Annotated in this window: 24 protein-coding genes; 14 read left to right on the forward strand and 10 right to left on the reverse strand. The window is 72.2% G+C overall.

The features are described 5' to 3' along the window. The first annotated feature begins 257 nt into the window (after positions 1–257). Positions 258–980, forward strand: a complete 723-nt coding sequence (locus ACFYY2_RS27970; protein ID WP_388748007.1) for a M23 family metallopeptidase — start codon at positions 258–260, stop codon at positions 978–980. Between the two features lie 24 nt (positions 981–1,004). Here the strand turns inward: ACFYY2_RS27970 and ACFYY2_RS27975 are convergent, their stop codons facing one another. After that, positions 1,005–1,589, reverse strand: coding sequence for a TetR/AcrR family transcriptional regulator (locus ACFYY2_RS27975; protein WP_388748009.1), 585 nt, complete (start codon positions 1,587–1,589; stop codon positions 1,005–1,007). Positions 1,590–1,721: 132 nt separating this feature from the next. Here ACFYY2_RS27975 and ACFYY2_RS27980 point away from each other — a divergent pair, with 132 nt between their 5' ends. Further along, positions 1,722–3,302 (forward strand): MDR family MFS transporter, encoded by a 1,581-nt coding sequence (locus tag ACFYY2_RS27980; protein ID WP_388748011.1) that lies wholly within the window; start codon positions 1,722–1,724, stop codon positions 3,300–3,302. 113 nt (positions 3,303–3,415) lie between these two features. Here the strand turns inward: ACFYY2_RS27980 and cseC are convergent, their stop codons facing one another. The 5 genes from cseC to ACFYY2_RS28005 all read right to left on the reverse strand — a co-directional run bounded on the left by cseC (position 3,416) and on the right by ACFYY2_RS28005 (position 7,819). Further along, positions 3,416–4,744 (reverse strand): two-component system sensor histidine kinase CseC, encoded by a 1,329-nt coding sequence (gene cseC, locus ACFYY2_RS27985; RefSeq protein ID WP_388748013.1) that lies wholly within the window; start codon positions 4,742–4,744, stop codon positions 3,416–3,418. Beyond that, the gene (cseB, locus tag ACFYY2_RS27990; protein ID WP_388748014.1) at positions 4,741–5,448 is read right to left on the reverse strand and encodes a two-component system response regulator CseB; all 708 of its coding nucleotides are present in this window, start codon (positions 5,446–5,448) and stop codon (positions 4,741–4,743) included. Before cseB ends, cseC begins: the two co-directional genes overlap by 4 nt. Before the next feature lie 11 nt (positions 5,449–5,459). After that, complete coding sequence (locus ACFYY2_RS27995; protein ID WP_388748016.1) at positions 5,460–6,164, reverse strand: hypothetical protein; 705 nt, start codon at positions 6,162–6,164, stop codon at positions 5,460–5,462. After that, entirely contained in the window at positions 6,152–6,736 is a 585-nt protein-coding gene (locus tag ACFYY2_RS28000; protein ID WP_388748018.1) for a SigE family RNA polymerase sigma factor, read from the reverse strand. Before ACFYY2_RS28000 ends, ACFYY2_RS27995 begins: the two co-directional genes overlap by 13 nt. A 180-nt stretch (positions 6,737–6,916) precedes the next feature. Further along, positions 6,917–7,819, reverse strand: a complete 903-nt coding sequence (locus ACFYY2_RS28005) for an A/G-specific adenine glycosylase (protein ID WP_327117378.1) — start codon at positions 7,817–7,819, stop codon at positions 6,917–6,919. 261 nt (positions 7,820–8,080) lie between these two features. On the opposite strand from ACFYY2_RS28005, the gene ACFYY2_RS28010 reads away from it, so the two are divergent. Next, on the forward strand, positions 8,081–8,905 hold the full coding sequence (locus tag ACFYY2_RS28010) for a hypothetical protein (RefSeq protein ID WP_388748071.1): 825 nt from the start codon (positions 8,081–8,083) through the stop codon (positions 8,903–8,905). A gap of 165 nt (positions 8,906–9,070) precedes the next feature. Here ACFYY2_RS28010 and disA read toward each other — a convergent pair whose 3' ends face one another. Continuing rightward, on the reverse strand, positions 9,071–10,195 hold the full coding sequence (gene disA / locus ACFYY2_RS28015; protein WP_327117380.1) for a DNA integrity scanning diadenylate cyclase DisA: 1,125 nt from the start codon (positions 10,193–10,195) through the stop codon (positions 9,071–9,073). A gap of 80 nt (positions 10,196–10,275) precedes the next feature. Continuing rightward, entirely contained in the window at positions 10,276–11,688 is a 1,413-nt protein-coding gene (gene radA, locus ACFYY2_RS28020) for a DNA repair protein RadA (protein WP_329038480.1), read from the reverse strand. A 135-nt stretch (positions 11,689–11,823) separates the two neighbouring features. On the opposite strand from radA, the gene ACFYY2_RS28025 reads away from it, so the two are divergent. Beyond that, positions 11,824–13,617, forward strand: coding sequence for a hypothetical protein (locus ACFYY2_RS28025; RefSeq protein WP_388748021.1), 1,794 nt, complete (start codon positions 11,824–11,826; stop codon positions 13,615–13,617). Between the two features lie 162 nt (positions 13,618–13,779). On the opposite strand, the gene ACFYY2_RS28030 is transcribed toward ACFYY2_RS28025, so the two are convergent. After that, entirely contained in the window at positions 13,780–14,622 is an 843-nt protein-coding gene (locus tag ACFYY2_RS28030; protein ID WP_388748023.1) for a hypothetical protein, read from the reverse strand. Between the two features lie 32 nt (positions 14,623–14,654). On the opposite strand from ACFYY2_RS28030, the gene ACFYY2_RS28035 reads away from it, so the two are divergent. The 4 genes from ACFYY2_RS28035 to ilvD all read left to right on the forward strand — a co-directional run bounded on the left by ACFYY2_RS28035 (position 14,655) and on the right by ilvD (position 19,121). Beyond that, positions 14,655–15,602: a Ppx/GppA family phosphatase gene (locus ACFYY2_RS28035; RefSeq protein WP_388748025.1), complete on the forward strand. Its 948-nt coding sequence runs from the start codon at positions 14,655–14,657 to the stop codon at positions 15,600–15,602. Between the two features lie 82 nt (positions 15,603–15,684). Continuing rightward, on the forward strand, positions 15,685–16,509 hold the full coding sequence (locus ACFYY2_RS28040) for a sugar phosphate isomerase/epimerase family protein (RefSeq protein WP_388748028.1): 825 nt from the start codon (positions 15,685–15,687) through the stop codon (positions 16,507–16,509). Continuing rightward, entirely contained in the window at positions 16,506–17,129 is a 624-nt protein-coding gene (locus ACFYY2_RS28045; protein ID WP_388748030.1) for a TetR family transcriptional regulator, read from the forward strand. Before ACFYY2_RS28040 ends, ACFYY2_RS28045 begins: the two co-directional genes overlap by 4 nt. A 141-nt stretch (positions 17,130–17,270) precedes the next feature. Beyond that, positions 17,271–19,121 (forward strand): dihydroxy-acid dehydratase, encoded by a 1,851-nt coding sequence (gene ilvD, locus ACFYY2_RS28050; protein WP_388748032.1) that lies wholly within the window; start codon positions 17,271–17,273, stop codon positions 19,119–19,121. A gap of 34 nt (positions 19,122–19,155) precedes the next feature. On the opposite strand, the gene ACFYY2_RS28055 is transcribed toward ilvD, so the two are convergent. Beyond that, positions 19,156–21,309 carry a PQQ-binding-like beta-propeller repeat protein gene (locus tag ACFYY2_RS28055; protein ID WP_388748034.1) on the reverse strand — a complete coding sequence of 718 codons (2,154 nt, stop codon included), beginning with the start codon at positions 21,307–21,309 and terminating at the stop codon, positions 19,156–19,158. Between the two features lie 125 nt (positions 21,310–21,434). On the opposite strand from ACFYY2_RS28055, the gene ACFYY2_RS28060 reads away from it, so the two are divergent. The 6 genes from ACFYY2_RS28060 to proC all read left to right on the forward strand — a co-directional run bounded on the left by ACFYY2_RS28060 (position 21,435) and on the right by proC (position 25,642). Continuing rightward, positions 21,435–21,749 carry an SH3 domain-containing protein gene (locus ACFYY2_RS28060; protein WP_388748036.1) on the forward strand — a complete coding sequence of 105 codons (315 nt, stop codon included), beginning with the start codon at positions 21,435–21,437 and terminating at the stop codon, positions 21,747–21,749. A 34-nt stretch (positions 21,750–21,783) separates the two neighbouring features. After that, positions 21,784–22,323 carry a hypothetical protein gene (locus ACFYY2_RS28065; RefSeq protein WP_388748038.1) on the forward strand — a complete coding sequence of 180 codons (540 nt, stop codon included), beginning with the start codon at positions 21,784–21,786 and terminating at the stop codon, positions 22,321–22,323. A gap of 90 nt (positions 22,324–22,413) precedes the next feature. Continuing rightward, on the forward strand, positions 22,414–23,172 hold the full coding sequence (locus tag ACFYY2_RS28070) for a class I SAM-dependent methyltransferase (protein WP_388748040.1): 759 nt from the start codon (positions 22,414–22,416) through the stop codon (positions 23,170–23,172). A 51-nt stretch (positions 23,173–23,223) separates the two neighbouring features. Next, the gene (locus ACFYY2_RS28075) at positions 23,224–24,006 is read left to right on the forward strand and encodes an ABC transporter ATP-binding protein (RefSeq protein WP_388748042.1); all 783 of its coding nucleotides are present in this window, start codon (positions 23,224–23,226) and stop codon (positions 24,004–24,006) included. Continuing rightward, complete coding sequence (locus ACFYY2_RS28080) at positions 24,003–24,761, forward strand: ABC transporter permease (protein WP_388748044.1); 759 nt, start codon at positions 24,003–24,005, stop codon at positions 24,759–24,761. Before ACFYY2_RS28075 ends, ACFYY2_RS28080 begins: the two co-directional genes overlap by 4 nt. A 71-nt stretch (positions 24,762–24,832) precedes the next feature. Then, on the forward strand, positions 24,833–25,642 hold the full coding sequence (proC, locus tag ACFYY2_RS28085) for a pyrroline-5-carboxylate reductase (protein WP_388748047.1): 810 nt from the start codon (positions 24,833–24,835) through the stop codon (positions 25,640–25,642). The last annotated feature ends 556 nt before the right edge of the window (positions 25,643–26,198 follow it).

Raw genomic sequence — 26,198 nt, forward strand, 5'->3', positions numbered from 1 at the left:
TATGTGGCGATTTGCCCCCTTTGATGTGCTGTGCGCAGGAAGGATGGCTTTGGAACTGGGGTTAAACCCGATCCGCGATATTTGTCCGGAGGGCCGTCCGCGGCGGTTCCGGTCGGCAACCACGGTTAATTCCCCGCCCTTCAACTACGGCTTTTGATCGTAGATGGGGGGTTTGAGTGTTGCTGGGGGTGCGGGTTACCAAGGTGGAGCAAGCCCGGTCGAGCACCGGGTCCAGTCATCCCGGAGGTACTCACCGCATGTCGAAGCGCGAAACGTCCAAGCACTCCCGCCGCCTGTCCACGTCCCGCGTCCGTGGGGCCGTCGTGGCCGCCGGCCTGGGTGCGTCGATCGTGTTCGGTGCGGGCGCGGCGTTCGCGTCCGGCACTACGGGCACCGCGGACACCGCGGCCCTGGCCGGCGCGGCCACCGCAAGCTCGATCGCCCAGCAGGCGACCGCCCAGACCAAGGCCGCCGACAAGGCGAAGACCGAAAAGGCCGAGAAGGCCGCGGCGAAGAAGAAGGCGGCTGCCGAGAAGAAGGCCGCCGCGAAGAAGAAGGCCTCGTCGTGGGAGGTCCCGGTCCGCCACTACGAGCTGAGCGCCACGTTCGGCATCGGCGGCGACCGCTGGGCCCACAAGCACTCCGGCCAGGACTTCGCGGTGCCGATCGGCACCAAGGTCGAGGCCGCGCACACCGGCCGCGTCGTGAAGGCGGGCCCGAACGGTGCCGGTGACGGTCCCGCGTACGGCAACGCCATCGTCATCAAGCACGCCGACGGCAAGTACTCGCAGTACGCGCACCTGTCGAAGATCGAGGTCAAGGTCGGCGAGCGCGTCAAGACGGGTGAGGAGATAGCCAGGTCCGGCAACACCGGCAACTCCAGCGGTCCTCACCTGCACTTCGAGATCCGCAACACCCCGAACTACGGTTCCGCGATCAACCCGGTCAACTTCCTGCACGCCGAGCACGTCCACGTGTGAGACGTCTGACGCGTGGGTCCGCCCCTAGGCTGCGGACCCCGGGTCATGGGCCCTGGTCACCAGTTCGATGGCGACCTCGAGAGAAGCTTCGCGCTTCTCCTCGGGGTCGCCTTCGGCGTCTCTGAGGGCGAAGATCCCCGCGTGCATGGCCATCAGCGCGGTGAAGCAGCGGACCTGGTCGGTGAGAGAGGCGTCCGGTTCCTTGATCAGGTCGACCAGCGCGATGACACGACGCTTGATCGTGTGCCCGATGCTGAGGTCCCGTACCGTCGCCTGGTTCTCCTGCATGAAGACGAACAGCGGCGCGGCGGCCTTGAGCGCCTCGCTGTAGCGGATCAGGATCTGCTTCTTCGTCTCCAGTGTGCGGGGCTGCTCCTGGCCCCATTCCAGCAGCTCCTCGACGGGCCGGTTCAGGTCCTCGAAGATGCTGTTGAGGATGTCTTCCTTGGTCTTGAAGTGGTAGTAGAGCGCCGCCTTCGTGACCTGCAGGTGCTCGGCGATCTCGCGGAGCGACGTCTTCTCGTAGCCCTGTTCGGCGAAGAGCTCCAGGGCGACGTCCTGAATGCGCTGTCGGGTGTTGCCCCGGCGTGGCTGCGGCGTGCTGCCCATGCGACTCTCCCAAGAACTTACTTGACGCCCGGCTAGTTACGGGTCTACTTTCCTCAGTGTAGCCAACTAGCCGGGCGACAAGTAAGTGTCGGGCCCGCGGACCGGGCACCAGGGGATCAGGGGAAAGACGACATGGCAGAACTGAAGAAGGCGGCGGCCGGCCCGGCCGAACCGCAGGCGCGCAGTATCAGGGTGGTGGTACTCGCCCTGATGATCACGATGCTGCTGGCCATGCTCGACAACCTGATCGTCGGCACCGCGATGCCGACCATCGTCGGCGACCTGGGCGGACTGGAACATCTGTCCTGGGTGGTGACGGCCTACACCCTGGCCACCGCGGCATCCACCCCCATCTGGGGCAAGCTCGGCGACATGTACGGGCGCAAGGGCATCTTCCTGACGTCCATCGTGATCTTCCTGATCGGCTCGGTGCTGAGCGGCATGGCCCAGGACATGGGGCAGCTGATCGGGTTCCGCGCGGTCCAGGGCCTCGGCGCGGGAGGCCTGATGGTCGGCGTCATGGCGATCCTCGGCGACCTGGTGCCCCCGCGCGAGCGGGGCAAGTACCAGGGCATGATGGCCGGCGTGATGGCCATCGCCATGATCGGCGGGCCGCTGGTCGGCGGCACCATCACCGACCACCTGGGCTGGCGCTGGAGCTTCTACATCAACATCCCGCTCGGCGCCCTCGCGCTGGCGATGGTCACCGTCGTGCTGCACCTGCCCCGCAAGGAGCGCGGGAAGACCAAGGTCGACTACCTGGGTGCCGCCCTCCTCACCGTGGGTATCACCGCGATCGTGCTGGTCACCACCTGGGGCGGTACGGAGTACGCCTGGGGATCCTCCGTGATCATGGAGCTGGTCGCGCTCGGCGTGGCCGCCCTCGTCGGCTTCGTCTTCGTCGAGACGAAGGCCGCCGAGCCGGTGATCCCGCTCCACATCTTCCGCAGCCTCAACTTCACCCTCATGTCGGTCGTCGGGTTCATGGCCGGTTTCGTGATGTTCGGAGCGGTGCTCTTCCTGCCGCTGTTCCAGCAGTCGGTGCAGGGCGCGTCCGCGACCAACTCCGGACTCCTGCTCCTGCCGATGCTGCTCTCGATGATGGCCGTCTCGCTGATCGCGGGCCGGGTCACCACCGGCACCGGGAAGTACAAGATCTTCCCGATCCTCGGCAGCACCCTGATGGTCGTCGGCCTGTTCCTGCTGGCCTCCATGGACACCGGCACCACGCGCCTCACCTCCGGCGTCTACATGGCGGTGCTCGGCGCGGGCATGGGCTTCCTGATGCAGATCACGATGCTCGTCGCGCAGAACAGCGTCGAGCTCAAGGACATGGGCGTCGCCTCGTCCGCCACGACCCTCTTCCGTACGCTCGGCAGCTCCTTCGGAGTGGCGATCATGGGCGCCCTGTTCACCGGGCGTGTGCAGGACGAGATGGCGGAGCGGGGCGGCGCCGCGGCGGCCGGGATGCCGGCGCAGCTGGACGCGGCGAGCCTGGCGAAGCTTCCCGTCCCGGTCCGCGAGGCGTACGAGTACGCCGTGGCCTCGGGGACGCACATCGCCTTCCTCGTGGGCGGCTCGGTCGCGGTGATCGCCCTGGTGGCGTCGCTCTTCGTCAAGGAGGTCCCGCTGCGGGGCACCGCCAAGCCGCAGGGACCGGAGGCCGAGGGCACTGTGCCGCCCGTGGCGGCCACCGCGCCGCAGGCCGTCTGAGCGGCCGCACACGACGGGCCCCGGAGGCGTCACGCCGCCGGGGCCCGTCGCGTCGGTCCCGGCTCCCCGCCCGCCCCCGACGGGGGACGGCGGAGGCCGCCGCGGCCCGTGGCTCAGTCCCCGCCCAGGTCCGTGCCGTCCTGGCGCAGCATGGGGAAGCTGCCGGTGTTCGTCGGAGCGTGTTCCGGCAGCCACAGCACCGCGACGGCCCCGCCGCTGCTCCCGGCCGGCCCCGCGTTGCGGAACGTCAGCCGGGCACCGAGGACCCGTGCCTGTCCGGCCGCGATGGTCAGGCCGAGCCCGTGGCCCCGTCCGGCCCGGTCGGCGCTTCCGGTGCGGAACCTGCTCGGCCCCTCCCTCAGCAGCGCTTCGGGGAAGCCCGGTCCGTGATCGCGGACCCGCACCACCCGGCCCTCGACCGTGACCTCGACCGGGCCCGCGCCGTGCTTGGCCGCGTTGCCCAGCAGATTGCCCAGGATGCGTTCCAGCCGCCGCGGGTCCGTGGAGACCTGGGACTCGTGCACGACCCGCACCGTGATCTCCGGATCCAGCAGCCCGACCCGGCGTGCCACGAACTCACCGAGCCGTAGTTCCTGCAGTTCGGCGCGCTCCGAGGCGCTGTCGAGCCTCGCCACCTCCAGGACGTCCTCGACCAGAGTCCGCATCGCCTGGGCCCGGTCCCGTACGAGCTCCGTCGGGCGGCCCGGGGGCAGCAGCTCGGCGGCCGTGAGGAGCCCGGTCACGGGGGTGCGCAGCTCGTGGGCGATGTCGGCGGTGACCCGGCGCTCGGCCTCGATCCGCCCGTTCAGCGCGTCGGTGAGCGCGTCCACGGCACGGGCCAGCTCGTCCGTCTCGTCCCGTACGACACCGCCGACGGCCTCCCGGACGCGTACCTCCGTGTTGCCCTGGGCGACCTTGCCGGCCGCTGCCGCCGCTTTGCGGAGCCGCCGCGAGAGCTGGCCTCCGATGAGGACGCCCAGGGCGCAGCCGCCGAAGACGACCGAGACCGAGCCGATGACCAGGGCCCGGTCGAGGTCGCCCATCACCGTGGCGTTGCGGTCGGCGAAGCGGGTGTGCAGGGACAGGACGTCGCCGTTGGCCAGTGGCACGGCCGCCCAGACGTCGGGCACTCCGTTCGCGTACTCGTCGACGTGGGTGGCGCGCCGGTTCTCCCGGGTCCTCTCGCGCAGGCTCTTCGGCAGCGCGGGATCGTTGATCTTGGCGCCGAACTTCGGCGACGGCTTCTGGGTGTTCGTCGCCTCGTAGAGCCGCTGGGCGAACAGCAGCCGCTCCAGCTGCACCTCGCGCGCGTTCTCCAGCATCGAGGCGCGGGCGGCGTTGTGGACGACGAGGCTCAGGGCCAGCGCGATGAGCGCGCCCACGGCCGCGATCGCGATGCTGATCTTCCAGCGGACACCGGTCCGCAGCGCCAGCCGCCTCATGCGCGGAGTTTGTAGCCGAAGCCGCGGACGGTCTCGATCCGGTCCTGCCCGATCTTGGTCCTGAGCCGCTGGACGTGGACGTCGACGACGCGGGTGTCCCCGCCCCAGCCGTAGTCCCACACCCGCTCCAGCAGCCTGTCCCGCGAGAGGACCGTGCCCGGCGCCGAGGAGAACTCCAGCAGCAGCCGCATCTCGGTCGGGGTCAGGCCCACCTGGTCGCCCCCACGGCGTACCTCCATGCCCTCGGTGTCGATCTCCACGTCGCCGAAGACCAGCACGCCGTCCGCCTCGCCCGGAGGTCCGTCGCCGGGTACGGCACCGTGGGGACCGGCCGCGTGGCCGAAGCGCCGGAGCACCGCGCGGATGCGCGCGACGAGCACCGCCCCGTCGAACGGTTTCGTGACGTAGTCGTCGGCCCCGGCCTCCAGGCCCAGCACGACGTCGATCGCGTCGGCCCGCGCCGACAGCATGATCACCGGCACGGTCGACTCGTCGCGGATGCGCCGGCACAGGCTGACTCCGTCCAGCCCCGGCACCATCACGTCCAGCAGCGCGATGTCCGGACGGTCCGCCCGGAACGCCTCCAGGCCCAGCAGGCCGTCGGGCACAGCGGTGACCGCGAAGCCGACCCGCTCCAGGGCGAGCTGGGTGGCTTCACGGATGACGTCGTCGTCCTCGACGAAGAGGACGTGGGTCTCGGCCATGCGGGCGGCTCTCAGTTCTTCGTCGTCGGCGGTACGGGAAGGGTGCCCTCCCCGTTGCCGACGGCCCGGTTGAAGTCGTTGTGCACCCGGTCGGTCTCGGCGAACCGGCCGGCGGTCCAGCGGTACGTGACGATGTCCTCGCCGGAGGGGTAGGCGACCGCGTCCTTGGACCCGTACACCTGGGTCGTCACCACCAGGTCCCCCCGGTCGATGGTGCCGTAGACCGCGGGCGTCTCGGCGGCGAAGACGTTGCCGTAGGAACCGTCCGCCCGCTGCCGGTAGACGTAGGTGCCCACCCCCACCGAGTCACCGCAGGTCATCACGTTGACCACGACGTCGGCCGCCGGACCGTCGGTGAGCGTGCCGTAGGAGGTGTCGATCGGGTACTCGTCGCCGGTGCAGGGCTTGAGGTCGTCCTTGAACTGCCTGCTGACCTTCGGGTCCGCCTCCACCAGCTTCACCGCGTCGATGCGCGGCGCCGGCTTGGCCGTCCCGGCGGGGACGGCGTTCGGCGCCGAGGCCCGGGTGACCGGCCGGGAGTCCGCGGGGCCCTCGTCACGGGTGCCGGTGCCGCCGGATGTGCAGCCGGCGCACAACAGCGCGAAGGCGGCGAGCCCGGCGACCGCCGTGCTCCCCGCCGCGAGGCCGGCACCGAGCCTGCCGCCCGGTCCCGCCGTCCTTCCGCCGCCCGTGCTTCTGCCGTTCAGGCCGCGCACCGCTCCCGCTCCCGCTCGTCGTGCCGCCGGCTCCGCTGGGCGGGTATCCGCGCCAGGACGCCCTCGGCCTCGCGGCTGCGGGCCGCGCGGTCCTCCAGCTCCTGGCGCAGGCGCGCCAAAGCGCGGTGCAGCGTGCTCTTCACCGTGCCGGCCGACATGCCGAGGGCCGCGGCCGTCTCTTCCGTGCTCATCTGCTCCCAGTGTCGCAGCACGACGACACTGCGCTGCTTCGGAGCCAGGACGCCGAGGACGTCCATGAGCAGGGCACGGTCGGCGCGCTGCTCCGTACCGTCGTCGACGCTCGCGTCGGGGAGCTGCTCGGTGGGGACCTCGTCGAGCTTGCGGGCCCGCCACCACTCGGTCCGCGTGTTGATCATGACGCGGCGCAGGTAGGCGTCGGCCAGGGACTTGTCGGCGATGCCGTCCCAGCGGCGGTAGGTGCGGGCCAGGGCGGTCTGCAGCAGGTCCTGTGCGTCCACGGGATCCGGCACGAGCCGGCGGGCACTGCGCAGCAGCGCGTCCTGCCTGGTCCGTACGTACTCCTCGAAGCCGAGCACCTCGCCCTGCGCCATAACAACCGCCTCCGTCCCCGTGAAACCCCGTGGTACCGCCGCCGGCCAGGTGTTCCGCCGACGTCCGGTGACGTTACGGAGGCGTTGTCACGGGGTTGTGCGGAGCAGCCGTACGCGGACGCACGGCTGCCCATCGGTTGTGTAACAGCCGATGGGCAGCGGGTCCGCCGGGTGCGCGGGTCAGGTGAGGGGCAGTCGGTACCGGCCGTTGGCCAGGGGCTCGACCAGGCCGTCGGCGACGAGCCCGTCCAGGGCCCGTGCCCGCTGGACGGGCTCCTCCCACACCGAGTCCAGGGCGGACTGCGGCACCGGGGTCACCGCGTCACGCAGCACCGCGAGCAGCCGCCCCCGCACCTGCCGGTCCGTACCGGCGTAGGTCTGGCCGCGGCGGGGCGGCCCCTGGTGGGCGGGTTTCCCGGCCAGTCGCCAGGCGCACTGCTCCGCGATGGGACACCGGGTGCAGTCCTCGTTCTTCGCGGTGCACACGAGGGCGCCGAGCTCCATCGTGGCCGCGGCCCAGCGTGCGGCGCGCTCGTCCTCCTCGGGGAGCAGGGCGCGGGCGAGCTTGCGCTCGGCCGCGGTGGTGGCGTTCGGCGGGTACTGGATGCCGGTGGCGGCCCGGGCGAACACCCTGCGGACGTTCGTGTCCAGCACCGCGTGACGCTGCCCGTACGCGAACGAGGCCACGGCCGCGGCCGTGTACTCGCCGATACCGGGCAGTGCGAGCAACTGGCCGTGCTCGCTCGGCACGTCCCCGCCGTGGCGTTCCGTTATCGCCTGGGCGGCCCCGTGCAGGCGCAGCGCGCGCCGGGGGTAGCCGAGCCGGCCCCAGGCGCGGACGGCTTCGCCCGGCGCGTCGGCGGCCAGGTCGGCGGGGCGCGGCCAGCGGGCCATCCACTGCTCGTAGACGGGGAGGACGCGGTTCACCGGGGTCTGCTGCAGCATGAATTCGCTCACCATCACGCCCCAGGCACCCGCTTCGGGGCGGCGCCAGGGCAGATCGCGGGCGTGCTGCTCGAACCACCCGATGACGGGCGCGTGGAGGGAGGCGGGGGGCGTCTGTGTCGAAGTCGTGGCAGTCATCGCACCTACGATCCTGGCACGGAAGGCGGGAGTGGCGCGCACGCTACGGGGGTGTCGGCCCGGCCGACGGCTCTCGGGGTGATAACGCCACCCGTTCTGTCCCTTCGTACGGTGCGGACGAAGTCCGAGCCGGTGCAAAGTGGCTGGAAGCGGCCGGGAACGGTGGCTCCGTGATGATGATCCGGAAAACTTGTCGATCAGAGCGGGGGTTGGGGGCCGGAGTTGGGCGGGAACTCTCGTACAGTTCGGTGCGTGGGTTCTATGCGCAATCCGGTCGGGCCGCTTCCCTCCAGCATCTATTGGCGTCGGAGAGCAGTAGCGGTGCTCGTGATCGCGCTGCTCGCGGCCCTGGCCGCATGGGCCGTCACGCGGGGCGGCGGGGGCGGACCGGGCACGGACGACGGCAAGCCGGGTGGCAAGAACCCCGCACCGTCCATCACGCCCGGGCCCTCGGGTTCGGGTCCGGTCGTCGGTCAACCTCCCGGCGGGCGCGACGAGTCGGGCGGCTCCGGCACGGACGGTGGCTCCGGTGGGAGTGCCGGTACCGGGGGCGGGGCGGGATCGGACACCGGTGCGGGCGGCTCCGCGGGCGCGGTGGGTTCCGCGGGTGCGCAAGGCCCGACGGGTTCGAGTGCCGGCCCGGCCGGCACAAGCGCGGGCCAGCAGGTGCCCGCGGGTTCCTCGCTCCCCAACTGCACGCCGGCCGCGCTGCAGTTGAGCCTGAGGACCGACAACAGCTTCGGGCCCGACGACAAGCCGCGCTTCCGGCTCACCGCCAGGAACACCTCGGCCGCTGACTGCAAGGCCGACTTCGGCCCGAAGAACGCCGTGCTCACGATCACGCAGGCGGGAGAGGACGACGATCAGCTGTGGTCGTCCAAGGACTGCCCCCGCACCGGGGCCCTGTTCCTGAGGATCCCCGCGGGAGCGACGGTCGTCCACACCGTGGACTGGGACCGTAAGCGCAGCGCGCCCAAGTGCGCGACACCGCCTCCCGGCGCCGCGGCGCCGGGGACGTACCTGCTGGAGGCCAGGATCCCCGGCGAGAGCGTGCAGCGGGCGTCGTTCGTCCTGGCCAAGGACTGATTCCCGGCCGGGGACCGGCGCCCGGGTGACCGGCCCCGCACCGATCGGCCGGGGGGTCGGCCCGGGCGCGGCAGCCGCGGGAGAGGCGGCTCCGGGGATGGCGGCCACCGCCCCCCTGGCGGCGGCAGGCGTTCCGGACTGACCCGGAACGCTCCCGCTCATCCCTCAGACGTACCGCTCCAGGATCGAGGACTCCGCCAGCCGGGAGAGGCCCTCGCGCACGCTCCGGGCCCTGGCCTCGCCGACGCCGTCCACGGCCTGGAGGTCGTCCACGCTGGCGGCGAGCAGCTTCTGGAGGCCACCGAAGTGCTCCACCAGCCGCTCGATGATGGTGCCGGGAAGCCGCGGCACCTTCGCGAGCAGCCGGTACCCGCGCGGTGAGACCGCCGAGTCGAGGGTCTCGGGCGAGCCGCTGTAGCCCAGCGCCCGCGCCACCACGGGGAGTTCGAGCAGCTCGGTGTGGGTCAGGGTGTCCAGCTCGGCCACCGCCTCGGCGACCGTGCGGGAGCGCTTCGCCGTCGGTTCGGGCACGTAGTCGCGCACGACCAGCTCCCGCTCCGGCTCCACGCCCGCGATCAACTCGTCCAGCTGGAGCGACAGGAGGCGTCCGTCGGTGCCCAGCTCCACGACGTACTCGGCGATCTCGGTGGCGATCCGGCGCACCATCTCGAGCCGCTGCGAGACCGCCGTGACGTCCCGGACGGTCACCAGGTCCTCGATCTCCAGCGCGGAGAGCGTGCCCGCGACCTCGTCCAGCCGGAGCTTGTAGCGCTCCAGCGTGGCGAGGGCCTGGTTGGCGCGGGACAGGATCGCGGAGGACTCCTCCAGCACCCGGCGCTCCCCGTCGACGTACAGCGCGATCAGGCGCATCGACTGGGAGACCGACACCACGGGGAACCCGCAGGCCTTGGAGACGCGGTCCGCCGTGCGGTGGCGGGTGCCCGTCTCCTCGGTCGGGATCGAGGCGTCCGGGACCAGCTGGACGCCGGCCCGCAGGATCTTGGTCATGTCCTTGTCGAGGATCAGCGCGCCGTCCAGCTTGCACAGCTCGCGCAGGCGCGTCGCGGTGAACTCCACGTCGAGCACGAATCCACCGGTGCACATGGATTCGACGGTTTTGTCCATGCCGAGAACGATCAGCCCGCCGGTGTTGCCGCGCAGGATGCGTTCCAGGCCGTCACGAAGGGCCATTCCGGGCGCGACCGCGCTCAAGGAGGCGCGCATCAGCGCCTCGTTCCCCGTGCCTTGGCCGGACTTTCCGGGCGTTGCTGCCCGGTCGTTGGCTGCCACTGCACTCCTCCGGTCACAGGTTTGCGGTGCCCTTGCGTCCCTCGTACCGCTCGTACGGACGGGCGAGACCAGGGCAAAGTCTACCGGCGTGCGCCGTCGTCCTGTGGTCCGTCCGGGCGAGACCGGCGCGGAAGGACTCTCAGGGCGTCTCCCATGTCGGCGACCTCCGTGACCTTCATGCCCGCGGGAACCTGTCCCGGGTCCCTCGGAACGAGGGCGTGCTTGAACCCCAGACGATATGCCTCGGCCAGTCTGCGCTGCACGCCCGTCACCCTCCTGACCTCCCCGGCGAGCCCCACCTCACCGATCGCGACCAGGTTCTTCGGCAGCGGTGTGTCGCTCGCCGCGCTGGCCAGCGCCAGGGCGATCGCGAGGTCCGCGGCCGGCTCGGTGAGCTTCACGCCGCCCACGGTGGCGCTGTAGATGTCCCGCTTGCCGAGCGCGCTGATACGGCCCCGCTGTTCGAGGACCGCCAGCATCATCGAGACCCGGGACGTCTCCAGGCCCGAGGTGGTGCGCCGGGGCGAGGGGATCTGCGAGTCGACCGTCAGCGCCTGCACCTCGGCGACCAGGGGGCGCTTGCCCTCCAGGGTGACCGTCAGGCAGGTGCCGGGCACGGGCTCGTCGCGGCGGGTCAGGAAGAGCCCCGACGGATCGGCGAGACCGGTGATGCCCTCGTCGTGCAGCTCGAAGCAGCCGACCTCGTCCGTGGCGCCGTACCTGTTCTTGACACCGCGCACGAGCCTGAGGCGCGCGTGCCGGTCGCCCTCGAAGGACAGCACGACGTCGACGAGGTGTTCCAGCAGCCTCGGTCCCGCGATGGCGCCGTCCTTGGTGACGTGGCCGACCAGGAGCGTCGACATGCCGCGTTCCTTGGACGCCCTGATGAGCGCGCCCGCGACCTCCCGGACCTGGGCCATCCCGCCGGGCGCGCCGTCGATCTCCGGCGAGGCGACCGTCTGCACGGAGTCGAGGACGAGCAGGGAGGGTTTGACCGCGTCCAGATGTCCCAGGACGGCGGAGAGGTCGGTCTCGGCGGCCAGGTACAGGTGGTCGTTGATCGCCCGGATGCGGTCCGCCCGCATGCGCACCTGGCTCGCCGACTCCTCGGCGGTGACGTAGAGCGTGCGGTGGTCGTCGCTCGCCGCCTTCGCCGCGACGTCCAGCAGCAGCGTCGACTTGCCGACGCCCGGCTCGCCCGCGAGCAGCACGACGGCACCGGGCACGAGCCCTCCGCCGAGCACCCGGTCCAGCTCGCCGACCCCGGTCGAGCGTGCCGTGGCCTGGCGGCTGTCGACCTGGCCGATCGGCAGGGCGGCGGTGGAGACCCGGCCGGCCGCGGTCGTGCGGACGGCGGGGGCGCCGCCGAACTCCTCGACCGTCCCCCAGGCCTGGCACTCCGGGCAGCGGCCGAGCCATTTGGCGGTCGTCCAGCCGCACTCGGTGCAGCGGTAGGACGGCCGGTCCTTCGCGGATTTCGTACGGGCAGCCATGGCGTCACCGTATAGGTGGGGTCCGACAGCACCGCCCGTGGGAGCGATGGGCGAACATGTGACCGATGCGTCGGTTCTGGTGGAATACGGAATTCCTGTCCGCTTTGGAAGGAGAGTGTCACCCGTAAGGATTAAATGTCGGAAAGTGTCGCCAAAGGTTCACCCTCATCTGCCTACGGTCGCAAGGTGACGAGCAGCAGGCTGGACACCTCCGTACGCACCACCGGCGCACACCGGGCGCACCGAAGCGCGGCGCACCCGACGGCGCAGCGCCCGTCCGCACGTTACGAGCCCCACCTCGACGGACTGTTCACCTACTGCCTCTCCGTCCTCTGCGACCACGAGGCGGCGACCGACGCCCTGGGACTCGTCCTGGCGATCGCCGAGCGGCAGCACGGCCGCTGCCCCGAGGGCGAGGAGGAACGTAAATCCTGGCTGTACGCCCTGGCCAGGTGGACGTGCCTGCGAGCGCTCACCGAGCAGCGCCGGGGCAGGCAGGCCCACCGCCGCCAGTCCGTACCCGCCCCGCCTCCCGCCGTCGCGCACGCCTCCCCGGAGGAGGCCGCAGGCCCGGGCCGCCCCGCGGAGTCCCCGGCGTCCGAGGCGCGCCGGCGGGAACTCGCGCAGCTGGCCTGGCCGGAGGCGGCGGGCACCACACCCGAGCAGCGCGAGGCGCTGGAGCTCGCGGTGCGCCACGGGCTGACCTCGCGCGCCGTGGCGGCGGTCCTCGGCATGGACGTCGGCAGCGCCCGGGAGCTCCTGGCCGGGGCCGCCTGCGAGGTGGAGCGCACCCGCGCCGCCCTCGCCGTCGTCGAGACGGGCGACTGCCCCGCTGTGGCCAGGCTCACCGGCACGCACCAGGTGCTGCTCTCGGCGGTCCTGCGCAGGGAACTCGTCCGGCACGTCGACGACTGCCCGCGCTGCCGCCGGGCCGCCGAACGGGCGGGTGCCGCCGGGCCGTGGCCCGGGACGGCCGTGGGCCGCGTCGCCTCGCTCCCGGTCGTCGAGGCACCCCGCCCCTCCGTCCGCGTCGCCCTGGCCCACGCCCGGCGCTCCAGGTCCGGCGCCCCGCGCTTCGGCCGGACGGGATTCCCGCTCGACCCCAAGGACCACGCCGCCCGCCGGGACCGGCTCCGCGCCCGGGTCGTGACGACGACGGTCGTGGCGACGGTGGTCGCCGCACCGGTGATCGCGCTGTGGGCCGCCTACCGGGGCGCCCCGCTCACCGGGGAGGGACGCGACCCGTCGGTCACCGCGACGGACGTGGACGTGGAACCGGGTCCCGGCGACGAGGCGTACGACCACTACGAGAACGCGGGCAACGCCCGGCCCGACGCGGACGACAGCTTCACGGACGGTGCCCGGAGGCCCGACGTCTCCGCGGAGGTCGTGAGTGTCGGGGGATCCCCGGACGCGGCGGGCACGCTGGTCGTCTCGGCCCGCTCGACCGGCGGCCGTACGACGGTCACCCTGACGGCGACCGGCACCCGCGCGGTCTCCTGGTCGGCTCGGGCGCAGGCCCCGTGGCTCCGGCTCAGCCGCTCGTCCGGCACGGTCGCGCCCGGCCGGAGCGTGACCCTCCACGTGTTCGTCGACCGCGCGGCCGAACCGCGCGGCCCCTGGACCGCCCGTGTCGTCCTCGCACCCTCGGGCTCCGCCGTCGCCGTCACCGGTTACGGCGCGGGCGCCACGCATCCGGCGACCCCGTCCCCCGGTCCGTCCTCCGAACCGCCGGCCCCCACGCAGTCGCCGCCGCCCCCGTCGCCCGATCCGACCCCGGACCCCACGCAGTCACCGGACCCGACGCCCACGCCGACGCCCACGCCGGATCCGCCCGACCCGACGCCGTCACCCACCGGCGAGCCGTCGCCGCCCGAGCCCTCGCCCGGCACGACGCCTCCGGACGAGCCCTCGGAACCGGCCGGCTGACCCCGCGCGCGACGGCGGCCCGTCCCCGGCGGCGAGCGGGTGCGCCGCCGGCAGGTCCGCGCCGTACACGCACGCGACGGCGGCCCGGCCTGCGCGGCGCGAAGGCCTCGCGCAGCGCACACCGGGCCGCCGTCGGATGGCGCGGGCGGGTGCCGGACCGCCTCAGGCCGGGTCGGCCGGATGCGGGGCCATCGGCAGCAGCGACGCCAGCCGCTGCTCGCACAGCTCGGCCAGCAGGCCGTACGCCTCCTTGCCCATCATCTCGGTGAGCTCAGGCCGGTAGGACACGTAGACCGGGTCGCCGGCGCCGTGCGCGGAGGTCGCCGACGTGCACCACCAGTGCAGATCGTGACCGCCGGGACCCCAGCCGCGGCGGTCGTACTCCCCGATGGAGATCTGGAGCACTCGGGTGTCGTCGGGCCGCTCGATCCAGTCGTACGTCCGCCGGACCGGCAGCTGCCAGCACACGTCGGGCTTCGTCTCCAGCGGTTCCTTGCCCTCCCGCAGCGCCAGGATGTGCAGCGAGCAGCCCGCGCCGCCCGCGAATCCGGGCCTGTTCTGGAAGATGCACGAGCCCTCCCAGCGCCGGGTCTGGCGCTCGCCGTCCTCGTCGACGCCGACCCAGCCGGTCTTCGCGCCCACGTCGTGGAACTGCCAGATCTCCGGTGTGAGCCGTGCGACGTGGCCGGCCACCCGCTTCTCGTCGTCCTCGTCGGAGAAGTGCGCGCCGAGCGTGCAGCAGCCGTCGTCGGCGCGGCCCGCCTGGATTCCCTGGCAGCCGCTGCCGAAGATGCAGTTCCACCTGGACGTGAGCCAGGTCAGGTCGCAGCGGTAGATCTGCTCGTCGTCCGTCGGGTCGGGGAATTCGACCCACGCCCGAGCGAAGTCGAGCTCCTTCTCGTCGGGCCCGCCGGGCCCCGTCGCTTCCGGCTGCGGCGTCTCCCGCTTCGATCCCGACTGCTTCTTCGTGGCTTTGTCCGGCTTCGCCTTTTTCGTCTTTGGCACGCGCCCAGAGTAAGCCGCAGTAGCGTTCCGGTATGAGACTCGGAGTCCTCGACGTGGGTTCGAACACGGTGCATCTGCTGGTGGTCGACGCCCACCCCGGTGCGCGACCGCAGCCCGCGCACTCGCACAAGGCGGAGCTGCGGCTCGCCGAACTCCTCGACAAGAGCGGCGCGATCGGCCCCAAGGGCGTCGACCGCCTCGTGTCGACGATCGCCGGCGCCCTCCAGGCCGCCGAGGACAAGGGCTGCGAGGACGTGCTGGCGTTCGCCACCTCCGCCGTGCGCGAGGCGGGCAACGCCGACCAGGTCCTGGCCCGCGTGCGGGACGAGACCGGGGTGTCCCTGACGGTCCTCAGCGGCGAGGAGGAGGCCCGGCTGACCTTCCTCGCGGCCCGGCGGTGGTTCGGCTGGTCCGCCGGGAAGCTGCTCGTCCTCGACATCGGCGGCGGTTCCCTCGAGGTCGGTTTCGGCATGGACGAGGAGCCCGACGCGGCCGTCTCGCTGCCGTTCGGCGCGGGGCGCCTCACCGCCGGCTGGCTGCCGGGCGATCCGCCGGACCCGACCGACGTACGCGCACTGCGCCGTCACGTCCGCGCCGGCATCGCCCGTTCCGTCGGCGAGTTCACCCGGTTCGGACCGCCCGACCACGTCGTCGGCACGTCCAAGACCTTCCGGCAGCTCGCCAGGATCACGGGTGCCGCCCGTTCCGCCGAGGGGCTGTACGTGCAGCGCGTCCTCAGCCGCAAGGCGCTGGAGGAGTGGGTCCCGAAGCTGACGACGATGACCGTCGAGCAGCGCGGACACCTGCCCGGGGTCACCGAGGGGCGTGCCGCGCAGCTGCTGGCCGGGGCGCTCGTCGCGGAGGGGGCGATGGACCTCTTCGGGGTCGAGGAGCTGGAGATCTGCCCCTGGGCGCTGCGCGAGGGCGTCATCCTGCGGCGTCTGGACCACCTGCCGACGGCCCAGGCGGTTCCGGTCTGATCCCGCCGGCGGCGGTCATGGCCCTTCTCACTTTCCGCCGGGGTCCCTGAGGGACGCGCGCCGCTGCGCTTACGCTGTCCTGGTGGCAGAACCAGTGGTGCGCATCCCGGATGCGAAGGTCGCCCTGTCTACGGCCTCCGTCTATCCGGAGTCGACGGCGACGGCCTTCGAGATCGCCGCGCGCCTCGGTTACGACGGCGTCGAGGTCATGGTCTGGACCGACCCCGTCAGCCAGGACATAGAAGCGCTGAAGCGTCTGTCGGACTACCACCAGGTGCCGGTCCTCGCGATCCACGCGCCATGTCTGCTGATCACCCAGCGGGTCTGGTCCACCGACCCGTGGGTGAAGCTCCAGCGGGCCAGGGACGCCGCGGAGAAGCTCGGGGCCTCGGCGGTGGTGGTGCACCCGCCGTTCCGGTGGCAGCGCAACTACGCCCGTGACTTCATCACCGGAATCTGGCGGATGGCGGACGAGACCGACGTCCGCTTCGCCGTCGAGAACATGTACCCGTGGCGCTACCGGGACCGCGAGATGCTGGCGTACGCGCCCGCCTGGGACGTCAGCAACGACGACTACCGGCACTTCACCGTCGACCTCTCGCACACCTCCACCGCGCGCACCGACAGCCTCGCGATGGTGGACCGGATGGGCGACCGGCTCGCGCACGTCCACCTCGCCGACGGCAAGGGCTCCGGCAAGGACGAGCACCTGGTGCCCGGCCGGGGCGACCAGCCGTGCGCGGAACTGCTGGAGCGGCTGGCCCGTACCGGGTTCGACGGCCATGTGGTCATCGAGGTCAACACCCGCAGGGCCATGTCGTCCGCGGAACGCGAGGCGGACCTCGCGGAGGCGCTGGCCTTCACCCGGCTCCACCTGGCCTCGTCGGCGCAGGCGCCGCGCTCGTGACGTCCGGCGACGGCGGACCGGCCCCGCGGCGCAGGGGCCGCCCCTCACGCACCGCGCACGCGGAGGGCCCGGACGCGAGGACCCGCATCCTGGAGGCGGCCCGCGCGGATTTCGCCGAACGCGGCTACGACAAGACGTCGATCCGTGGCATCGCGAAGGCGGCGGGCGTGGACTCGGCCCTGGTGCACCACTACTTCGGCACGAAGGACGAGGTCTTCGCCGCCGCCGTCGAGGTCTCCTTCGAGCCGGCGCTCGTCATCCCCTCCATCCTGGGCGGCCCCTCGGAGGACGTCGGGGAGCGCCTGGCCCGGTACTTCATCGGCGTGTGGGAGAACCCGGCGTCCCGCGCGCCGCTGCTGGCGATCCTGCGCTCCGCGCTCACGCACGAGGCCGCGGCCAAGGTGCTGCGCGGTTTCGTGCTGCGCCGGCTGCTGGAGCGGATCGCGGCCGACCTCGACGTGCCCGACCCCACCTTCCGGGCGGAGCTGGCAGCCTCCCACATGATCGGCATCGCGATCCTGCGCTACGTCATCCAGGCGGAGCCGCTGGCGTCGGCCGATCCGGAGAAGATCATCGCGATGGTGGCTCCGACGCTCCAGCGGTACCTGGCCGAGGACTGAGCCCGTGGCGCCGGGCCGTCCGGCGCCCGCTCCCGTCCGCGCACCGAGCCGTCCGTCCCGCATATCGGACGGTCTGTCCAGATCTTGGCACGGTAGGCGTACGCTCCAAAGGAGTCTTTTCTGTCGAAGGAGCGAGAGACGATGCCCCAGCTGAGGTCCCGCACTGTCACCCACGGCCGCAACATGGCGGGCGCCCGCGCCCTTATGCGGGCGTCCGGCGTAGCCAGTGAGGACATTGGCAAGCCGATCATCGCGGTGGCCAACTCCTTCACGGAGTTCGTGCCCGGGCACACCCACCTCGCGCCCGTCGGCCGGATCGTCTCCGAGGCGATCAAGGCGGCCGGCGCGGTGCCCCGCGAGTTCAACACGATCGCGGTGGACGACGGCATCGCCATGGGACACGGCGGAATGCTCTACAGCCTCCCGTCCCGCGACCTCATCGCGGACAGCGTCGAGTACATGGTCGAGGCGCACTGCGCCGACGCCCTGATCTGCATCTCCAACTGCGACAAGATCACCCCCGGCATGCTGATGGCCGCGATGCGCCTCAACATCCCGACGGTGTTCGTCTCCGGCGGTCCGATGGAGGCCGGCAAGGCCACCCTCGTCGACGGCACGGTCCGCAAGCTCGACCTCGTCAACGCGATCAGCGACGCCGTCGACGAGAGCGTCTCCGACGAGGACATCCTGCGCATCGAGGAGAACGCCTGCCCCACCTGCGGCAGCTGTTCCGGCATGTTCACCGCCAACTCGATGAACTGCCTGACCGAGGTCCTCGGCCTCTCCCTCCCCGGCAACGGCTCCGTCCTCGCCACACACACCGCCCGCAAGGCGCTGTACGAGAACGCGGGCCGCACGGTCGTCGAGATCACCAAGCGCTACTACGAGCAGGACGACGAGACGGTCCTGCCGCGCTCCATCGGCACCCGCGCCGCGTTCGACAACGCCATGGCCCTCGACATCGCGATGGGCGGCTCGACCAACACGATCCTGCACCTGCTCGCCGCGGCGGAGGAGGCCGAGCTCCGCTACACCCTCGACGACATCAACGAGGTCTCGCGCCGCGTCCCCTGCCTCTCGAAGGTCGCCCCCAACGTGGCCCCCGGCGGGACGTACTACATGGAGGACGTCCACCGGGCCGGCGGCATCCCCGCACTCCTGGGCGAACTCCACCGCGGCGGGCTGCTCAACGAGGACGTGCACGCGGTGCACTCCGACACCCTCGCCGAGTGGCTCAAGGAATGGGACGTCCGCGGCGGCTCCCCGTCCCCCGAGGCGGTCGAGCTCTGGCACGCCGCCCCCGGCTGCGTGCGCAGCGCGACTGCCTTCTCCCAGTCCGAGCGCTGGGACACCCTCGACCTCGACGCGGCCGGCGGCTGTATCCGCGACCTGGAGCACGCCTACTCCAAGGACGGCGGTCTCGCGGTCCTCAAGGGCAACCTCGCCGTGGACGGCTGTGTCGTGAAGACGGCGGGCGTCGACGAGTCGATCTGGACCTTCGAGGGCCCGGCCGTCGTCTGCGAGTCGCAGGAGGACGCCGTCGACAAGATCCTCCGCAAGGAGATCAAGGAGGGCGATGTCGTCGTCATCCGCTACGAGGGCCCGCGCGGCGGCCCCGGCATGCAGGAGATGCTCTACCCGACGTCCTTCCTGAAGGGCCGCGGCCTCGGCAAGAGCTGCGCCCTGGTCACCGACGGCCGCTTCTCCGGCGGCACCTCGGGCCTGTCCATCGGGCACGCGTCGCCCGAGGCCGCGTCCGGCGGCACCATCGCGCTCGTCGAGGACGGCGACCGGATCCGGATCGACATCCCGAACCGTTCGATCGACCTCCTCGTCCCCGACGCGGAGCTCGCCGCCCGGCGCGAGGCGCTCAACGGCGTGTACGCGCCGAAGAACCGTGAGCGCAAGGTGTCGGCGGCCCTGCGCGCCTACGCGGCGATGGCGACCAGCGCGGACCGTGGCGCCGTCCGCGACGTCTCCAGGCTCGGCTGAACCGCGCGCTTCCCGTCCGGCCCCGTCCCTGGTCTCACCAGCGGGCGGGGCCGTCCGCGTCCACCGCGAAGACGGAGCCGTCCGGGGCGGTCGCCACGACGCTCCGCCCGAGCACGACGGGGGCGGGCAGGGACGAGGCGAGGCCGAGCCTGCCCTCCCTCAGCCGGGGCCGCGTCTGCCCGATCAGCGTCCCGCGCACGGTGTCCACGGCCAGGAGCCGCCCGTCGGCCGCCGAGAAGTACAGCCGGTCACCGGGGCCGAGCACCGGGGCGGAGGTCAGGCCGACGGCCGTCTCCAGCCGCCACCGCTCCGCCATGCCGCCGCCGGGCCGGATGCCGACGGCCAGCAGGGTCCCGCCCCGCTCCAGCAGATAGGCGGTGTCCCCGTCCACCACGACCTCGGGCCCGCTCATGCGGAACGGCAGGGCGACCCGCGCCGCGCTGCGGCGCTCCGGGTCGTAGCGCACCAGCCCGGTGACCTGGGCGTCGCTGTTCACCGCGGTCAGCACGAGTTCCCCGCCGGACGTACCGGCCGGGGTGAGCATGCCGTCCAGCCGGTGCCGCCACACGGTGCGGCCGGTGTCCGCCCCGATCGCGGTGACGAGCGTCGCGGTGCCGTCCGCCGTCTGCTCGAAGGCGTACGCCAGTCCTGTCGCCGTGTCGTGGAACGCGTAGGACGGACGCCCGAGTCCGGGCAGCGCGTGGTGCCAGCGGAACGTGCCGGTCGCCGCGTCGAGGCCCTCCGCCGTGCCGTCCCGCCGGACCATCAGCAGGGTGGCGCCCGCCGGGAAGGGGACGTCCTGGTATCCGGACAGCCGCGCCCGCCAGAGCGGGGCCCCGTCCTCGGCGGCGTACGCCCTGAGCGGCCCGCCCGGCGACGCTGTGTACACCGGACCGCCCGGTGCCGCGCCTAGCTCCGGCGCTTCGGCGGAGTCCTCCCGGTGCTCCCAGACCACCCGTCCGTCCGCGGGGTCCAGCCGCGCGGTCCCGTATCCCGCGGCGACGCAGTACAGCGCGGAACCCGCGGGTGAACACGACGGGGTCGACCCGGTCTCCGTGCGGAGCTCCGCACGCCACGGCACGAAGGCGGCGCTGGGCTCGCCCCCGGCACCGCCCCGCCCGGGTGCGGTGGAACCGTCCCCCGCCGTCGCGGCCCACAGTCCCGCCGCCACCAGCGTGAGTGCCACGGCGGCCGCGGCCGACAGGAGGCCGGTGCGTCGGCCCTTCCCCGTGCCCGCCGAGGGCGGGAGCCCGTCGGCGGACCGCACGTGCGTGGGGTCCTCGCCCGGACCGTCCCCGTCCGCGGCCGCCGTTTCCAGGGCGACGGGCCGTCGCTGGGCCGGGATGAACGCGGCCGCCTCGTACGACGGCGGGTGCAGCGCCGCCATGATCTCGTCCGGTGTGGGCCGGTCCGCCGGGTCCTTCGCCAGGCACCGCCCGACCAGCGGAGCGAGGTCCGCGGGCACCCCCGCGAGATCCGCTTCGTCGTGCACCACCTGGTACGCCACGATGTACGGGCTGTCCGAGTCGAAGGGCCCCCGGCCCGTCGCCGCGTGGACGAGCACCGCGCCGAGCGCGAACACGTCGGCGGCGGGACCGACCTCCCGCGGCCGCTGGAACTGTTCGGGCGCCATGTAGGGCGGCGAGCCGATCAGCTTGCCCGTCTCGGTGCGCAGATCACTGTCGTACGGCCGGGAGATCCCGAAGTCGATGACCTTGGGGCCGGAGTCGGGGAGCAGCACGTTGCTCGGCTTGAGGTCCCGGTGGATGACACCGGCCCGGTGGATGTCGCGGAGCGCCTCGGCGAGCCCGGCAGTGAGCCTGCGCAGTTCCGCGGGGCTCATCGGGCCGTTCCGCTTCACCTGCGCGGAGAGCGTCGGGCCGGGCACGTACAGGGTGGCCATCCAGGGCAGCGCGGCCGTCGGATCGGCGTCCACGACCGGGGCGGTGAACGCGCCGCTGACCCGCCGCGCCGCCTCGACCTCCTGCCGGAAACGAGCCCTGAACTCGGGATCCGCGGCGTGCTGACGGTGTACGACCTTGACCGCGAGCTGCAGCCCGGACGCCGAGCGCGCCAGGTGCACCACACCCATGCCGCCTGATCCGAGACACGCCTCCAGGCGGTACTGCCCGGCGTACTCAGGATGCTCCGCTTCCGGATCCGATCCGGTCCCTCGCAGCGGCGGCATCGCCCACCCCCGTGAAATTCGTGCGCATGCGCGACGCACGGAGCCTAGTCGATGGTGCGTGCGAGCAGCGGGGGGCTTGTTAGCCTGCGCGTCGTCATGTTCGTTTCTCGACGGGGGAGGCCCTCATGGGCGTTGGAGAGAACACCGAGACCACAGGGGGCGGCACGGAGGCCGCGGCGCTCGCGGCGGACGTCGTCCGCTACCCGATCGCACCCGGCTACCGCGTCAACGTCCGCAGGGGACCGGGCACCCAGTACGGCATCGTGCGGACCCTTCCGTACGGGATGAGCGTCCCGGTCTACTGCCAGAAGCCGGGCGAGCGGGTGTCCGGGCCGTACGGCACGTCGAACCTCTGGGACAACATCGCCTCGGGCGAGTTCGTGTCGGACGCCTATGTCCACACGGGCAGTGACGGCTACATCGCGCCGCGCTGCGACTGACGGAACACGCGTCCGCCCTGGGACAATCGATCCCGTGAGCGAGAAAAACGAAGCACCTTCAGGCGCCCCGGCACGGGACGGGAGCGCCCCCGGGCCGCAGCCCGAATCCCTCCGTTTCTTCGGTACGACCTGGGTCGGCCACGACGGCGGTTACGGGCTGCGGCGCGCGGGGGTGACCGTCGGCTCGCTCGCGGCGGCCGTCGCCTCGTGCTTCGTCCTCCGCTTCGCCTACCAGGGGCTGGAGATCGCCGAGGTCGGCGGCTTCGTCGGCCTGCTGGTGGTGCTGATGTTCGCCGTCTGCAGCGCCATCGCCTTCCGCAAGACCTGGGAGGGATTCGGCAGCCGGTCCGCCGACCCGTCCCAGGACGACAGGCTGCGCGGGCTCAAGTCGATCGGCTTCATCGGCTCGCTCCTCGCCTACTTCTTCCGCTCGTTCACCGAGGCACCGGGCGAGAAGCTGCGGCGCACGGAGTACGAGACGGCACTCGCCCAGTACGAGAAGCGCCGCTCGAACCGCGCCGGCAACCCCGCTGCCCGCAAGACCGCCAAGGGCAAGCGCTCCGGGCGCCGGTAGCACCCTCCCGGACCGGGCGGCCGTTCCGGGCGCCGGTGAAGCTTTCGCGATCCCCGCCCGCACCGGCCGGTCCGGGCGCAGCATGAACGCATGTCCGCCACCCCGCCCCGCGCCCTGTCGTTCGACAGCGCAGCGGCCCAGTACGCCGCGAACCGTCCCGGCTACCCGCCCGCGCTCCTGGATGCCGTCGAGGAACTGGCCGGCCGGCCACTGCCCGGCGCCCGCACCGTCGACGTCGGTGCGGGGACGGGCATCGCCACCCGGCTGCTGCTCGCACGCGGCGCCCGCGTCACGGCCGTCGAGCCGGGGCCGGGCATGGCGGCGGAACTGCACCGGTCGCTGCCGTCCGTCCCGGTCGTCCGGGGCGACGGCAACCGCCTCCCCCTGGCCACCGCCTCGGCCGATCTGATCACCTACGCCCAGTCCTGGCACTGGACCGACCCCTCGCACTCCCTCCCCGAAGCACTCCGCGTCCTGCGCCCCGGGGGATCGCTCGCGCTCTGGTGGAACGTCTCCGACGCGTCCGTGGGCTGGATCGCCGAGCAGGGCATCCGGCTGGGGCGTCACCTCGGCATCGACGACGGCGCCCACGGCACGCCGGGAGGTTCCGGTTCGCGCAACGTCGAGACCCTGTCCGGCGACTTCGCGCGGCGGCTGCTCCCCTGGTCCCGGACGGTGCCGGTCGACACGCATCTCGCCAACCTCGCCACCCACTCCGCCTTCCTCGTGCGCGACGGCGAGTCCACCCGCCGGTTCCTCGACGAGGAGCGTGGGCACCTCGCCGCCGTCTTCTCCGACGGCACGGTCGAGGAGCGCTATGTGGTGGAACTCGCCGTGCTGACCGGCTGACCGCCACCCCCGCCCTTGACGCGGGCCGTCGGCGAGCCCCATATTCATCACATGATGAATTACTCGGGAGCCGCGAACGCGGGGGCCGTCGAGGCCCGTGCCCTCACCGTCGTGCGAGGAGACCGCACCGTCCTGCGCGGCCTCGACTTCACCGTCGAGCCGGGCAGGATCACCGGCCTGCTCGGCCCGTCCGGCTGCGGCAAGTCCACGCTCATGCGATCCGTCGTCGGCACCCAGGCCCACACCACGGGCACGCTGAACGTCCTCGGCCGGCCCGCCGGACACCCGGCCCTGCGTCCCCGCGTCGGCTACGTCACCCAGGCCCCGTCCGTCTACACGGACCTCACCGTCCGGCAGAACCTCGACTACTTCGCGGCCGTACTCCGGCCCGGCCGCAGACACCGGGGGGACCGCGAGGACGCCGTCACCCGCGCCATCGCCGACGTCGACCTCACCGGCCACGCCGACGCACTGGCCGGCAACCTCTCCGGCGGCCAGCTCAGCCGCGTGTCCCTCGCCGTCGCCCTGCTCGGCACCCCAGAGCTGCTGGTCCTCGACGAGCCGACCGTCGGGCTCGACCCCGTGCTCCGCCGCGACCTGTGGAACCTCTTCCACACGCTCGCCGCCGAACGGGGCACCACCATCCTCGTCTCCTCGCACGTCATGGACGAGGCCGAGCGCTGCCACCGGCTGCTGCTGATGCGCGAGGGCCTGATCCTCGCCGACGAGACCCCCGACGCCCTTCGCACCGCGACGGGCTCCGCCACCGTCGAAGAGGCCTTCCTCCATCTCGTGGACGAAGCCGCCGCCACCCGCCAGGAGACCGCCCGATGAGCACCGACGCCCCCGTACTCACCCCGGCCAGGACCCTGGCGACCGCCGCCCGCGTCCTGCGACAGCTCCGCCACGACCCCCGCACCATCGCGCTGCTGCTGATCGTCCCCGTCGCGATGATCACCCTGCTGCGCTACGTCTTCGACGCCAACCCCCGGACCTTCGACTCCATCGGAGCCTCCCTGCTCGGGATCTTCCCGCTGATCACGATGTTCCTGGTGACCTCGATCGCCACCCTCCGCGAACGCACCTCGGGAACGCTCGAACGGCTCCTCGCCCTGCCCCTCGGCAAAGCCGACCTGATCGCCGGATACGCCCTGGCGTTCGGCGCGATCGCCGTCGCCCAGTCCCTCCTGGCCACAGCCATGTCCGTCTGGGTCCTCGGCCTCGACGTGGTGGGCTCACCCTGGCTGCTGCTCCTGGTCGCCCTGCTCGACGCGCTCCTGGGAACCGCGCTCGGCCTGTTCGTCTCGGCCTTCGCCGCCTCCGAGTTCCAGGCCGTGCAGTTCATGCCGGCCGTGATCTTCCCGCAGCTGCTGCTGTGCGGGCTGTTCACCCCGCGCGACCAGATGCACCCGGCCCTCGAAGCCCTCTCCGGCGTACTGCCGATGTCCTACGCCGTCGACGGGATGAACCAGGTACTCGGCCACACCGACGTCACGGCCGACTTCTCCCGCGACGTCCTGATCGTGGCGGGCTGCGCCCTGCTCGTCCTCTGCCTGGGCGCCGCGACCCTCCGCCGCCGCACCGCGTGACGGGCCGGTGCGAGGATGGCGGCCACCACACGTACCGCGTGCCGCGCACCGCCTCCCGGAGGATGAATCACATGGCCCAGACAGTCGCAGTCCTCGGTACCGGAAAGATCGGCGAAGCCCTGCTCAGCGGCATGATCCGGGCCGGCTGGCGGGCCGCCGACCTGCTGGTGACCACACGCCGCCCCGAGCGCGCGGAGAAGCTCCGCACCCGCTACGGCGTCGAGGCCGTCACCAACGCCGAAGCGGCCGGGAAGGCCGACATCCTCATCCTCGCGGTCAAGCCCCAGGACATGGGGACACTCCTCGGCGAACTTGCCCCCCACCTCACCGCCGACCGCCTGGTCATCAGCGCGGCCGCGGGCATCACGACGGCGTTCATCGAGGACAGCCTCGCCGAAGGCACCCCGGTCGTACGCGTCATGCCGAACACCCCCGTCCTGGTGGACGAGGGCATGTCCGTCATCTCGGCCGGGCGGCACGCCACCCCCCAGCACCTGGGCCACGCCGAGGCGATCTTCGGCGGCGTGGGCAAGACCCTCCGCGTCCCCGAGTCCCAGCAGGACGCGGCCACCGCCCTCTCCGGCTCGGGCCCCGCCTACTTCTACTTCCTCGTGGAGGCGATGACCGACGCCGGCATCCTCCTCGGGCTGCCCCGCGCCCAGGCCCACGACCTGATCGTCCAGGCCGCCATCGGCGCCGCGGTGATGCTCCGGGACAGCGGCGAACACCCCGTGAAGCTGCGCGAGGCGGTCACCAGCCCGGCCGGAACCACCATCAGCGCCATCCGGGAACTGGAGAACCACGGGGTACGGGCGGCACTCATCGCCGCGCTCGAAGCCGCGCGCGACCGCAGTCGTGAGCTGGCCACGGGCAACGGCTGAGAGGTGCGGGCCCCCGCACTGACCCATTCGGCACAACCGCACACCGCGGCGGCACCGGCGGCCCGCCGACACGTCCGCGCGGACTTTCGCCCGCCACTTCCGGGCGACCACCGGGGCGACGTCCTACCTGCCCGCCGTCCGCGCGCGGGACGGTGAAGTCCGGGGTTGACACGCCCGTCCCGGATCCGTAGTGTGCTCCGAGTTGTCCGACGTGAGCGCCGACTCCGGTCGGTCCCCGGACAGCCATTCCGCAGTAACCACCGAGAACCAACGGCATCTGTCGTGGCGTTTTTGCGTGCACGCGTGCGAAATGAGGAATCAACGTTCGAAGGAACCCCGATTAGCGTCGGGGCCGGGGATTCCGCTAATGTCTCACTCGTCGGAAGGGCCCAACGGCTCGGAGGACAAGCCCCGCTGACTGGGAATCAGGCCCGAAAGGATCTGATAGAGTCGGACTCGCCGGAAAGGGAAACGCGAAAGCGAAGAACTGGAAAGCGAAACAAGCAGTAGCCCGCTTCGACCGGGAATCGGACACGAAAGAGTCTGATAGAGTCGG

This window comes from Streptomyces sp. NPDC001822 (genome assembly GCF_042892135.1).
Lineage (GTDB): Bacteria > Actinomycetota > Actinomycetes > Streptomycetales > Streptomycetaceae > Streptomyces.